Raw genomic sequence first — 13,462 nt, 5'->3', positions numbered from 1 at the left:
ATTTTAAGCTATGCCTTCTTTCTCCAAAGCATTTTTTACTTCTTTGTACCAATACGGAAACAGTTTAGAAAGTCTATTTTCTATTTCCTGAACAATGTCAATTCTGTATTTTTTTTGGCCTGCAATATGCGTATAACCAATTCTATCTGCTAGCTGGCTGTTTTCGAACAGGTTTTTTTTCCACAGCAATAATGTTGGCTTAATATTTTTATGATGTAATAGTGTTGCCAGATTATACTGCTCCAAAACAATGCAAGGTTCTATTCTTGTTATGCCTGGATTATTATTTTTTATAAAAATTTCTTCTAAAGCATAATAGGCTTTTAAAAACTGATCTCGAAGTTCTAAGTCTCTAAAACCTAATACGCCACAATTGAAAGCATATCCTAAATCGGGTTTCCAATAATCTAGATCCTGAGTATATTTATTAAAAAAATCCAAGCGATATTGATACATGCCGTACAGTTCGTAATCATTTTGTTCAACAATTACTTTATCAAAATCAAAATTTATTTTTTTCTTTATAAAGGCATCATTATCAAGATGAATAAAAGGTTTCGTCTGTTTTTCCATAACATCAATCTTCGATTTCATCCAAATGACAGCGTCTTTATTGCTGCTAATTTTAGTCACTCTGCAGGGAAGCATATACAGAAACTTATAAGCCGTTTCATCAGCATAAAGTTCAATATCCTTGTACCATAAGTGGCTGTATAGTATGCTTAGAGCAGTAGAATAAATAGTTTCTTTAAATTTATTGCCTTCATTCCATCTATTGTTGCTGATAGGAAATGCATCTAAGCTGTAAATTATTCTAGGCTCTTCCTTCATAAAATATTTTTTTTAATGGTATGAATTAAGTTTTTCTCTTCCAGAAAAGTTACATTATTGTACAAAGAAGCTTTACGGCTGTGTTTGTACAATCGTCTCCATTGATAATCTGCACCTTTAACTGCTGAAGTGTTGAGATGTATCTCAGTATTATGATTTTTTTTACTTTCTTCAAATGAGGTATGCCAGACCATTTTGCCCAACAAAGGCGATTGTATATAAGTTGAATTCGAAAAATCCCTTTGAAAGCTGTCTATATTAATTGAATTTTCTCCAACTCTGAAAATATGCACCAACGCTTCGCCATTTTTTGTTTTATAATATTTTGAGATGTATCTTTTTGTCTCCAATTTGTTCATCATGGGCTGTAAATCCAGTTCGTTTTCAAAAATCAGATCGATATCATTAATGGTAATGTCATAATATTCGCGAAGATTGAGATAGTCTGCAACACCTCCACAAAAGACTACTTTAGACAGGTTTACATTATTGAATAAAAACTCTAAAGCCATTTGCTGAAGGCCGCGAATATTTTTTTTGTCGTATTCTAAAAAAGAGGTGTTATCGATATTCATATTTTTCATATTTACCAGTTCACATATATGATTCGTTTTTTCCAAGCTAATTTGATGATGCTCAAATTCCAGTTTAATTTGTCTAATAAAATATCTTGTGTTTTTCGCTCCATGGTGATTACAGGACTTTCATCTCCATTAATGTTTAGTTTTCCAGGGCGCTGCAAGAATTCATTTTGAAGCAATTCTGCCGATGATTTTTTGATGATATCCCAATTGCTCAAGACAGCTTGCAGCATTGTGAGGACTTCTTTCTTCATTTCTTCTGATAGCTCGATGTTTCTCTCAATAGGTTCGGCTATTGGAATATTGCATAAAAATTTTTCGAAGACCATAGCATTTTCATAATCCTGTTCTTTTCCCGTGGCTGCATAATGCAAGAGATGCGCGGCAACTTCAGGATCATTTATAGTATTGTCTTTATTGAGCAGTTTGCAATTTTCAAAAAGAGATTTCAGGAAAGGATGAATCAATACTAATCCTGCATTGTCAACATATAATCCGTTTAGATCTTCATCTAATAGGTTGTCTTCTTTATTCCTTTTTTCAAAAGAAAGATCTTTTTTATCAATTGTTTTTTCATCAGTATTTGTAGTTTCTGATTTTGAATCATTTGATAGGGCTTCTATATTTTTATCGTTATCGATAACAGCAGTATCTTGGCTTACTGATACAATCAAATCTGAACCGGATGCTGGATTTTCGTTGTTTTTCTCGATTCTTTCTGTTTCTATTTTTGACTTATTTTCTCCATTTGCTGTGTTTTCTATCTCTGTCTTGTTTTCATTATTTGCTTTATTTAATGTTTCTGTTGTGTTTTTTAGTTCTGTTTCGGTTTGTAGGATCTCTTGATTATTTGAGGCCGTATTTAACTCTGTTTCTTTTTCTTTTTCTTTTACAATTACTTGATCTAATTTTTTTTCGATAATCAAAACAATAGCATCAAGATGAGCTACTAATTCCAATTCGTTTTGGTTCTTTATCTGATTTTCAATTTCTTTTATATAAATTTCTTTGTGCTGCAAAAAGTGATTCTTTTTACGAAATTCAAAGACACTAAAAATCAATTGGGAAAGCTTTTGTTTTAAAACAGTATTGCTTGTTTCCAAAAGGCTCAAAAGAACGATTTCCCACATCAAAAATCTTTGATTTGGAAACAATTGACTTTTGGCAATACTAGTTTCAATGTGTTTCTGTATGGTGCTGATACTGGTTATTTTGGTGTTGCTTTCTGCACTGTTTTTTTTAAGCAATATGCCTTTTTTAATAATGTTTACAATTTGGACATCACTAAATTGTTTGATAAATCGTGCTCTCACAATTGGCTTTTGAAGGGAATTGTTCCATTTAAAAGAAAAGCTCTCATTATTTAAGATTTCATCAAATGCGTTATTGTCTACTATTTTGAAATCATGATTTGAAGTTGTCCACCAAGCATTTGTCCCAGTTTCAAGAAAATGAAAGAAGCTTTCTATTGCCTTTTCTTGCGGATTAATAAGTTTATAACCTTCAATGTTTTTCTCTTCTTTTTCAAAAACTTCTTTGATTTGATTTGTAATTTTTTTTAGGATTTGCCCTTTGAAATTTTCGAAATCTAAATTTTGATTTATAGCAATATCAAGGTTGAGCTTGTCTAATTGTATGCTGTGTGAAGGATTTTTTGAATCCACTTCGTTAAAATAATTTTCTAAAAGCGTGAATACTTCTTTTTGCAAAAACGCATCAATATTGTCCTTGAGATAATATCCCTTTTCTTTAGAATTGGTATTTATCTCAAGGAAAACTTTATTGATAATATGTTTATTTGAGTTTTGCATTAGCTGTAAGGGCTTCTATTTGTACGTTTAAAGAGGATATGATAAAGTCGATTTTTGGAAATACCTTGAGCATGCTTGTCAAAAACTCTTTCAATGTTCCGTCTTTATCACTGTTGAATTTGATTTCGACAAAACTTGTAAATAAATTATTGAAAAGTAATTCTACTGGAATAATCTGTTTTTCTGATGCTTTCAAAGTTTCCGGATCTTGACATCTCAAAATGGTATAAAATAATGAGGTGTTAAGCGATATAAGTGTTTGTACCGTAGCAATCAGTTCTTGATTTTGTAATTTGATGGCAGCGCTAACAACTGTGGATATTAAATTGAAATTTTCTTGTGTGAATAATTCAGATAACATTTCATTTAATTTGCCGGCAATGTAGCTCTCAAGATTTTTTTGAACTTCGACTAATCTGTTTTCCGTTTCAGAAATTAAACGATTAGTTTCTCTATTGAATTTATTTGCAACAGCAATTTCTTTTAAATTATAAATCGTAACAAGTGAGTTGTTTACGAATAAACCAGCATTGTCAAGACATGTATTTCCTTCAAGAGGTTTTCTAATTTCTATTAATCTTGGTCCATCAGTTCCCGAGCCACAGTTGCCTTCAGCCATTAATGAAACAGAAATGGAAGATTCATTGTATATCGAAATTGGTCTTGTTATAGAATCTTTTTTATCTGTTTTTATGATTTCCTTATTAATTTCCCAAGTATAGGTTATTGCATTTAAAGAATTGTTGTTTAAGGTTAGAACTCCTGCCGCATCTACATTGTAACTAAAACTAGCAGTAGGCAGATCCAAAAGTGTAATGGTAAGATTGGATGGTTTGCCATCGATAAAAATGGTTATGGTTTTGACTCCTGAAGATACATCGGCAGGAATGAACATAAATTGTCCGCCTAGTGTTACAAGCACGCCTTCTCCCGAAAGAACTGATTCTTTTGAGTTCGGTTGAATAGTTAGCGGATGCGTTGTTTTATCGTTTCTGCAAAAAGATATGCTGTCTACCAATTTGCCGTCAACCAGTACTTTTGGATCTGAAATTTCAAAGGTTACTGGATGAGTGACTTTAAAATCACAATTGCCATTGTCTGCATAAAGTGTAACATCAAATGTGAATTTCTTTTGCGATTCGCTATTATACTTGTAGACATGCGTTATTTCGGTTTTATCGTCTGTAATCCAATCGGTTTGGTCTCCAAAATCCCAAATAAACTTATTTCCTTCGATATTTTCGCCCGTTATGGTAAAAGTGACCTCGGTTTCGTCGGCCCCTGGTGATTTTGAAGGAACAGCGTCAAAATCGAATTTCGGTTTTTCGAAAATGGTAATCTTACAATCGGTATCAAAATTATTAACCGTGAAGGTGATAGGCTGCCCGATTAAATCTTTGCTGACTAAATTTGGATCAAAAACAAGCGCTCCGTATTCATTTACCGCTATTCCTCCATTTTGGCCAGGTCCAACATTGGCTTTTACAAAACCTCCCGACGGATATACTTTAAAAGGCAGAGGAGGTGTTTTGCTGTCAAAACAAATTTTATCTACAGGCAAACTAAGACCTATGTTGTTTTCGTCACAGCATAAATAAGGCAACGAAAAATCGGCTACAATTGGATTTAAAACTGGAATGCCTTCTGTAAATTTTTCAAAGTCTCCAGTTAAAGATGGTTTGCGTGTGTTATAATAATAGTAATACGGTACTTTTTCTTCCAAATAGATCATTATGAATGTTCCTCCTGGAATTACACCTGCTTTATGCTCGTAGCCATGATTTTTGTTAAGATAATACTCGGTGAATTTTTGGATCGTTTTATCCAATTCATTAGCATTTACCGCTAGAATCATGATGTTGAATCCAAGACCATTATCTAACCTGATTTGCTGGATTACTTTTAGTGCTTCTTTGTAATTGCGTCCCTGATGGCCTTCAATTCTATAAAAATCACTATTCAGATGTATTTCGAGCGGTTTTTTAGTATTCAATAAGTCATCGTGATAACTAACATTGTTTTTTTGCAATCCTAAAATCGTTTTTTCAAAATCCCAAGCCTTAATAAGCGAGTCGTTTACATCATTGTAAAAAGGAATGGCTTTTTTGCCCAATTTACCCAATTGAAGAGAGGGGGTAATTTTTATAAAATCATACGATGTACTGTAATTTTCTAATAATTCTACACTTCTTAGAATAAGACTGTACATTCTTTGTCTGGCTGTATCTTCGCCATAGCATATTTTCAGTTCATCTCCTGTTATGTCTTTTTCTTCAGAATCTGCATCATCTGCAAGGCAGTCATTGCAAGTGCTAAGGCTTTCTCCCGTTAGCAGAGGCGATTTATAAAAAGCATGACGGAATTCAAAACAAGGTTCTGTTTTTATGAGTTCGCCCAGCATTAAGTGTTTCGGAAAAGCATTAATATCAGGATAACAGTAACTATCCTCTAAATTGAGTAAAAGTGCTCTAGTTTCGTTGTAAGTATCCACAAGATCGTTAAGCAGATCATATCGATATTGAAAATCTGAAGGAAGTATTGGATCTCCATCAAAATTAAATAGTTCGGTTATTTTTTTTTGAATAACATCTAAAACTATCGGCATGTTTAGGCCTGTCAGCAGCTTATTGTAGCCATTCTGCAAATTCTTAACGACATTGTTTTTGAAAATTCCTTTGGTAAAAGTTTGTTTTAATGCTTCAAGGTGAACAAAATCTTCTGCTTTTAATACAATTCTGTTCGATTTTAGATCTGGTAATGTATGGTATAAATTGGTATAATTGATTTTACCAATCATGCTGTCATAATTCATTATTTTCGAGGCCACATCTTTGCTTACAATAAGAACTTTGTAATTGCCTACAATTTCCAATCCCTGATTATCGCATGAAAGGCTTACGCAAAGGTCAGATTCTTTTTCATAAGACTCTAAGTACAAAAGAACTACGGAATCATTAAGATCAAATCCTGTGTTTGCCTTAAATTGTGCTAAAGCAAAATTTGGATCCTTTTCTTTTTTTTGCTGTTCTTCTGTCAAGAGTTCAAAAAGAGGCAATTGCTGATTTGCTCCACCGTAGAAAAAAGGTTTGTAAGCGGCTTTTGTATTATCATAAACCTTACAATGTGTATAGGTTTTAGAGTCAAAATCGATTTTTTTGTTTCCCAATACATCGGCCTGATATAACTTAAAAAGATCACCATCTGTAGTTATACCAGTTCCTTGCGTTATTGTAATCGTTTTTTGCGTCTCATTATAAGCAGGATAAAGTCCGCAAACTATACCAACGCCACTCAGGTAAATGCGGGATAGGCGATCCTGATCGTCAAAAAAGTCGACAACCTCATTAAGGTTTCCTTCTGTAAGTACCTGATTCTTTGTGAATCGTCGGTATTGTGTTGTTATTGTTGAAAGTTTAGCTGACATTGGAATAGTTTTTATAGTGATCCTAAATTCGTTTTTCCTAGTATAATTTTATCTGACAATCTTTCATTTTCATCACTGCAGTCAAATAGTCGTCCTGTTGGGTAAACATTATCTAAACTGGTAAGTGATTTAATAAAACTGATTAATTGCGGTTCTGGCTGCTCTTGATTTAAATTGGTTTTGGCAATCAAGTAGTCTTTGTATGTTTTTTCAAATTGAACGAGCTGATTTTCTGCGGGGTCTTTCACATCTTTTTCCCTATAGCCAATCCAGCATATTTTTGCCAGAACGTGAGCTGGCAGCTCTTCTTTGATTATTTTTTCTATATAATTTCTAAAATCGGTATTGGCAAATCGCAATGTATATCCTGGCAGCACTACGCTCACACGGTAGGAGTAAGGGTCTATCGGTTCGCAATCGCCGCACTCTTCGGCGCAGATTGGCATGAAAGTATCTGGATTTACTGTTGTTTGATGTACATCTGGGCGGAGCATCATGTGTTCAACCAAAAACATTCCTTCCTCAGTAAAATCTTCTTTCATGAATTGAATCAAATCCAGAATCGATTTTTCTAAATCAGGAAGATTAGTATAATATTCAAATCTGCGGGCAATAATGCGGTTTGGGTTTTTCTTGTCTTTGATGGCTGGATTTATAATGTCATACGAATATTTCCCACCGTCTGATTTCTGAATTAAGATATTGTCGATAATGGATAAATCTTTTACAGTGCCGTTTTTAAAGGCTTCTTTTATTTTATACTCCCGGGTCTGAATAATCTGCAATGCAGCAAAATAAAGCTCTTTATTTGCAGCAGAAGTATCAAAGTATTCTGCCGTTGAAGAAAGTACAATCTCATTATTTGTGTCCACAATACGCCATCTATATACCGATTGATTGTCTGAATCAATAAAATTGTACATCTGAACAAAAGAGTTGGAAAGATTTCTTCGGCTGTAATCTTTAATGCCAATGAGTCTTGAAATTCTTTTTTCTGCTCCTGAAACATTATTTGTATTCCATAAATTGGCAATAGGCTGTTTGTAATAATCAAAAGCATTGCCTCGGTCTTTGCATACAACTTTATAATCTTTCAAAAAGTTTTCTTTGTCCCGCAATACGACTTGATCTGTAGTATTTCCGTAAATGGTTTTATTGACAAAAACGTATTCTGAAAAATTCTCAGCAAAACGAGACAAAAGATGATCCAAAATTTTGTTTCTTCTTTCGATATTATTGTCCTGCTGGTCAAAAAGCAGTTCTGTAATGCTGTCATCCGTGTAGTTATCGTATCCGTCAACAATGTCGTTCGCGCCTTCAATATCTTTTACGACTTGAGTAAAAAGAGTTCGGGTCAAATTCCCGCTTACCGAAAGCAATTCGCTTACCTGACCTAATTGTTTAAAATAACTTCCTAATATCTGATCAAAAAATAAAAGATATCCTTTTAATTGTTTTGCTTTAGATTTACGTTCAACAGACGCTCGAGTTGGAAGACCTACTTCGCCAATACCGTAGGTTTCAGGGAAATCATTTTGGATGGTGGTATAAAAATCAGTATTAAGATATTCGCCATTTGGTATTTCTAATTCTTTATTCTGGATGGCGTTGGTTGTAGCTTTGTCTTTTTCGGCTTTTATGGCATCTAAATAAATTTTTACTTGTGCCTGATTGATATTCAGAGGCAATAATCCTTTGTTGTAATTGAAAACACTTTTGACACAAATAACTGGTTTTTGATAAGGCGCAAGGCAGATAAGCCATTTGTTTTCCAAGTCATCACCACTGCAGTTTCCTAAAGAAATATCTTTAATTAAGATTACATCTGGCACTGACATGATGATTCTCATGATATCTGAAAGACGCACTTCATTTCTTAAATCTGCGGTAAGCAATTCTTTGGTATCAATGAAGCCATTCTCTAAAGATGGACCATCAAAAATTTCCAAAGTCGAATACCCTTTGTCAATCATTTGTTTTAACGAATAAAAATTGACCGTTGTCGATAAGTAACTTTCAAGGGCATGAAGAACATTGGCATGAACCAATTCTTCATCGGCTTCGGTATTTACTTCAATATCTACGCAGATTTTGATAGGATAATCTACTACTTTTTTGATATCGACAAGATCTTCGCAAAGGTTTCTGTTGGCATGATACTGCTTTCTTATTTTTTCTTTAACAGCTTCTATTTCTGATGGTTTTGAACTTTCGAAATCTACATACAAATCATATAAACCATTTAGCTCAAAAGATTTTCTTAGGTTATCTGGTAGATTATTATAATCCTTAACATCATAAGAAAGCTGATTTTTTTTGCAGTCCACATAAACCGTTTTCTCATGTTTGGCGAGCCAGCAATTTCTAACCCCATCTATGTCTATAAATAGTTTTCGGTAATCATTTTGGGTAACAGGGCTAGAAGACAATACTTCTGAAGCTTTAAAAAACTGCTTTGGAATGTCTTTATTGATGTCATCAGATGCTAATATATTTTCTATAGGAAGATTGAGTCTCATGCCCAGATCTGAAATGGCATAAGAAAGCATTTCCAGCATTGTAATACCAGGATCATGCTCGTTAAAATCAGTCCAGAATTTACTGCCAAAAGACTCAATATATTCGATTCCTTTTTTTCTTAGATAAAAGAAATCCAAATCATCTTCTGATGCTGATTTTTTAGGAATGGTGATATGTGGATTTAGTAGCGACATTTTTCAGGTTGTTCTGGGATTGGTTCTTTGCAAGTTTTTATATTGGTACTGATAATATGATTTTTAACAGAGACTAAAATGTTTTTTGGACTTGAAGGAGACAATATGGTTTGAAAATCTAAAAGATGAATGTTGTCTTTATTATTTTCTGTATCCTCCAATGGTTTAGGATTTTCCTTATCTGTTTTCTTATCGATATAGATTGCCATCTCCAGAGTAGATAAAAAATCTACATAGTATAGGTTTTCGATATATTCGATAACAATGCTTCGTTGCAGTTCAACTCCAAATATGATTTGTTTTGAGGTATCAAAGGCCCAAGGCGATAAAAATTTGATAAGATCTTCATTAAGCTGTTTTTTATAGAAATTCTCATCGAATTCGGGATAAAATTTCACATCCAGTTTGATGATAACTTTTTCATAATCAGGATTAATGACTTTAGCAGACACTAACATGGAATTTTTAGAATTGATAAAACTCTCAATGATGTTTAATGTGGCTGTGCTAACTCTTGGCTCATAAATATCGAATACATTTTTGTCTACGATATCTGGAATTACGACTACCGTTACTTTTCCTGGAGATAAAAACGAGGTTTCTGTACCCGAAATAAAAGTATGGTTTAGGCATTTTACCCTAAAAACACTTGGAAATTCCTGTAAAATAAGATGCTCATAATCCCAAAGTGTTATAGCTCTGTTTTTGTGGCGCAAGCGTTCGCTTACACGCAGATAATAGGAGGGATCTGATTCTAATGGTTTTCCATCAAACGAATTAAATGGCTGTTCAATGCTTTTAATCTGCGGAACTCGTGTAATTAATTTTGATATTGTTTTAGCAGGCAATGTGCTGTCTAAATGCGCTAAATTATTGTTATTGTCAAAAAACTGAGCAGTTACAACTTGAGTTTTCACATCGATAACTTTGCAAACGGCATCATAATCTTTGTGCATTTTTGCTTTTATCCAAATGGTATTGGCCGGAAACAATGTATTGTCATGGGATGCCTGTTTTGGAATGCCAAATTTTACGATTCCTGATTTTAAGAAGTTGTCTATGCCATTTGCTAAAATGTCCTTGTCCAAATTTTTCCAGTAATTATCGCATAATATGTACCATTCTACTTTTTGTTTTCCTGTAAAAGTGGGTACACTTGTATTCTCGCTTCCTTCCAATATTTGGAATAATAATGAAATCTGTTGTGATATTTCGGCATCTTGAAGACCGATATAAAATTCGCCTCCGTTGCAATAATCAGGAACCAGACAATTGGTAATTGGTCCAACTTCTAAAATTTCTTTATTGATGGCTTGCTGTTTCAAATAAGAATGCTCTTCGCGCTGGCCAAAGGGGGCTTCATGAAACAGTTTTATTCGGTTAGACTCGTAGGCTGAAGTACCAAAATCAATAGTTTCCTCAGCAGAATAATTCAGACTTATGCTTTCTACAACTGGCGTGTAAGGCTCATTTGGAATTGGCGTTGATGGATCTGTCGCCACATTCATTATCGCCAAAGTATATATTTTTGGAAATAACGAATGCAAAAAGGACTGATTTAAGGTCAATCGAATAGGACCGCTTTTGCCAAGTTCATAGTCTCCTTTTACATGGATGTTTGATTCGAATACTTTATCTGTATCAGGATCATCAAATAAATTGACCGCTTTATTTTGTTCATCCCAAACTTCTTTGTTTAAAACAGATAATGTTGCTTTAAAATAATCCTTCGTTACAATTGGATTGTCTGGATTTATTTGAAGTGAATGGTTGGCTTCTGAAACAGCTTCTATTTCCGAATTGTTTTTTTTGGCAATTCCATCTTCAGGTTGATTGACGTTCATTTTCGCCTCAATTTTATCTTTGATAAAAATGGCGTCAATAAAAATCTTTTTGCTTATTTTTTCTATAAAACTACTTTTGTAAGCGGCATAATGAGTTTCAAATGATAATGGAGTATTTTTCCATTTTATGTTAATATCTGCGTCTGTCCATTTTTTAGAAAAAATTTCAGGATAGTTGATTATAAACGAACTGTTTTTTTCGGGTTGAGTTGTAAAAGGGTAAAAAGGTTTTGCTGCATTAAGCAAACCAGTATCACTCTCTAATACAAGAGATTTGACATCCTTAACTTCAACTTTTGCTGTAATGCTGGTTATAGGTTTTGTGACTAAACTTCTGAAAAGAGTATGGCCTTTTGGATTTTGTGTATTAATTAAAAATCGAATTACTGGCAGTTTTGTAGAGAAAAATTCTCCTAAAACGGTCTGATCGTAGTTGACAATTGCCGGATTGTCTTTTGATATCTGAAAAACCAATTTTAATTGGTTGCCGCCAATGTTGGATGATTGTGTTCCATTTTTGAAAACGATGCCTGTGCTTAGTTTAAAATTTCCAACCCATCCTTTTTTTCCGCTATAAAGAATGCTTATATTTTCCAAAAGATCATTTACATTAAACGGATGGTGAAAAGTTAAAGCAGCATCAAAAGTAATTGTAATGTCAATATTTCTGTCGCCTTCTTTAAGGTTAAACACTTCTGAAGCTATTGCAAAACCTAATTTGGCACCGTTTAATTCTGGATATTTTTCTTCATTGGAAGTATATCCAAAAGGAAACCAGTAAGGAGAATCTTCTTTTAAAGGTTCACCTTTTCCATCTAGAGAATTGGCAATTTCACTGCATTTTATTTCGCCCAAATCAACGTTATTATATACGCTTTTTAAATAGGCTATATGGGCTTTGGTGGCAATAAACTCTTCTGTGGTTTTGTAGATTAATTTTTTGCCATCGGGATCTTTTCCCGCGTCAAGTTCTGTGTTTACAGCAATTTTCTCTTCGGCGACTTTTTTTGCCAGTTCAAAAATGATATTGACTTTATCTGCTTTTGCAGGCAGTTTCTCAATTTGAAGTATGTCCTTATAGAAAAAATCTAAATGCTTCTTGGTAATGAGATTAAGTTTGTTTTGAGATAATTCCAATAATTTCAAGAAACATACAAACAAGGTTAGGTGAGGAGTAAGGTCTTGATTGATAGTAGCAGCTGATAATGTTTTGGTGATCTTTTCTTTTAAAATGGCATATTCCTTCTCTGTTCTTTTCGGAATGCCATCTGGAAGATTATCTTTTGAAAAGCCGAAATAGCTGAAAAACTCCTGCCAATTGCCTTCTGGGGTTTTATCGTTATTTGTGTCAAAAAAGTTCACTTCTTTGGCAAAATTATAAGCAAATAACAGCCAGTCTTCAATAGTAAAATCATGAAGTTTTAGATTGCTAGGTTCTAGAGCGTCACTAAAACGTTCTTCTTGGTTCACTCCATTTCTTTTAAAAATAACATTGTCTATTTGGCTGCCGTTAGTGCTCATAGCTTATAAACTTTTAAACATTAGTGCCTTCTTCTTTGTAAAAAGGATAAACAAGATTGCTTCTTGAGTTTGTACTTCTTATTTTGTAATCAATTATGACCAATAATTCTCCTTCTAGATCATCACTTTGTGCGATATCGATTTTTTCAGCATCAATTCGCGGTTCGTAATATAAAATCGCTGTTTTTATGAGTTCTGAAACATAAGTTTTGAGTGTTCTGTCTAATGTTTCAAATAGTAGTTCATCCATATTGCAGCCGTACCTGGGCAGCATAATGCGTTCGCCGATTTTGGTTGAAAGCAATATTTCCAGACTGCTTTTAATGTCTGCTTCGTCGGATGTCATTACGACTGCTTTATTGTTCTTTTTGAACTCTGGCGGAAAACTCCATCCAGTTCCTAAAAAAGCTTCTTTATTTTCCATAATCAGCCTATTAAAACAGTTGGACATCCCAATACAATTGTTCCGCCATGCGCAGTTGAATCTCCCATTCTTGCGGCTGGTTTTCCTCCAATCAGCACTGTGCTTGAACCAGCTATAATACTGTCTGGTGGTCCTGTGCAAACAATCATATCTCCTAAACAAGCTGCAGGTTGACCGCCTATTAATACTGTAGGCGAACCTGGCGGCAATATTGGTCCTCCGACATGAGGTACAGTTCCCGTTACCATTGGGCAAACATGCATGTCGTTAATTCTTGCGGCTGGTGCTCCCATAACTACTTATTTTTTATAG

8 protein-coding genes are annotated in these 13,462 nt (G+C 33.9%); all 8 read right to left on the bottom strand.

Translation table 11 applies throughout. The features are described 5' to 3' along the window. Positions 1-3: 3 nt before the first annotated feature. Genes GR162_RS06910 through GR162_RS06875 form a run of 8 tightly spaced genes read right to left on the bottom strand, consistent with a single transcriptional unit; the run spans position 4 to position 13,443 of the window. Positions 4-831, bottom strand: a complete 828-nt coding sequence (locus tag GR162_RS06910) for a DUF6734 family protein (RefSeq protein WP_066034807.1) — start codon at positions 829-831, stop codon at positions 4-6. Beyond that, positions 828-1,406, bottom strand: a complete 579-nt coding sequence (locus tag GR162_RS06905) for a hypothetical protein (RefSeq protein WP_160781510.1) — start codon at positions 1,404-1,406, stop codon at positions 828-830. Before GR162_RS06905 ends, GR162_RS06910 begins: the two co-directional genes overlap by 4 nt. Before the next feature lie 11 nt (positions 1,407-1,417). Next, positions 1,418-3,223 carry a contractile injection system tape measure protein gene (locus GR162_RS06900; protein ID WP_160781509.1) on the bottom strand — a complete coding sequence of 602 codons (1,806 nt, stop codon included), beginning with the start codon at positions 3,221-3,223 and terminating at the stop codon, positions 1,418-1,420. Next, complete coding sequence (locus GR162_RS06895) at positions 3,207-6,647, bottom strand: hypothetical protein (protein WP_160781508.1); 3,441 nt, start codon at positions 6,645-6,647, stop codon at positions 3,207-3,209. The genes GR162_RS06900 and GR162_RS06895 overlap by 17 nt, the downstream gene beginning before the upstream one ends. An 11-nt stretch (positions 6,648-6,658) precedes the next feature. Continuing rightward, positions 6,659-9,361 (bottom strand): hypothetical protein, encoded by a 2,703-nt coding sequence (locus tag GR162_RS06890; RefSeq protein WP_160781507.1) that lies wholly within the window; start codon positions 9,359-9,361, stop codon positions 6,659-6,661. Further along, the gene (locus GR162_RS06885; RefSeq protein WP_160781506.1) at positions 9,349-12,726 is read right to left on the bottom strand and encodes a baseplate J/gp47 family protein; all 3,378 of its coding nucleotides are present in this window, start codon (positions 12,724-12,726) and stop codon (positions 9,349-9,351) included. Before GR162_RS06885 ends, GR162_RS06890 begins: the two co-directional genes overlap by 13 nt. 13 nt (positions 12,727-12,739) lie before the next feature. After that, positions 12,740-13,150 (bottom strand): GPW/gp25 family protein, encoded by a 411-nt coding sequence (locus tag GR162_RS06880; protein WP_160781505.1) that lies wholly within the window; start codon positions 13,148-13,150, stop codon positions 12,740-12,742. Positions 13,151-13,152: 2 nt separating this feature from the next. After that, positions 13,153-13,443 (bottom strand): PAAR domain-containing protein, encoded by a 291-nt coding sequence (locus GR162_RS06875; protein ID WP_008463595.1) that lies wholly within the window; start codon positions 13,441-13,443, stop codon positions 13,153-13,155. Positions 13,444-13,462: the final 19 nt, after the last annotated feature.

Origin of the sequence: Flavobacterium sp. HBTb2-11-1, assembly GCF_009826975.1 — a bacterium.
In the GTDB taxonomy this organism is placed as follows: Bacteria; Bacteroidota; Bacteroidia; order Flavobacteriales; family Flavobacteriaceae; genus Flavobacterium.
This window is presented reverse-complemented; position numbering and strand designations above follow the sequence as displayed.

Bases quoted from the DNA above. Each gene is read 5' to 3' on its own strand.
- GR162_RS06900 (WP_160781509.1), bottom strand. From the start codon at position 3,223: ATGCAAAACTCAAATAAACATATTATCAATAAAGTTTTCCTTGAGATA.
- GR162_RS06910 (WP_066034807.1), bottom strand. From the start codon at position 831: ATGAAGGAAGAGCCTAGAATAATTTACAGCTTAGATGCATTTCCTATC.
- GR162_RS06880 (WP_160781505.1), bottom strand. From the start codon at position 13,150: ATGGAAAATAAAGAAGCTTTTTTAGGAACTGGATGGAGTTTTCCGCCA.
- GR162_RS06875 (WP_008463595.1), bottom strand. From the start codon at position 13,443: ATGGGAGCACCAGCCGCAAGAATTAACGACATGCATGTTTGCCCAATG.
- GR162_RS06905 (WP_160781510.1), bottom strand. From the start codon at position 1,406: ATGAATATCGATAACACCTCTTTTTTAGAATACGACAAAAAAAATATT.
- GR162_RS06890 (WP_160781507.1), bottom strand. From the start codon at position 9,361: ATGTCGCTACTAAATCCACATATCACCATTCCTAAAAAATCAGCATCA.
- GR162_RS06885 (WP_160781506.1), bottom strand. From the start codon at position 12,726: ATGAGCACTAACGGCAGCCAAATAGACAATGTTATTTTTAAAAGAAAT.
- GR162_RS06895 (WP_160781508.1), bottom strand. From the start codon at position 6,647: ATGTCAGCTAAACTTTCAACAATAACAACACAATACCGACGATTCACA.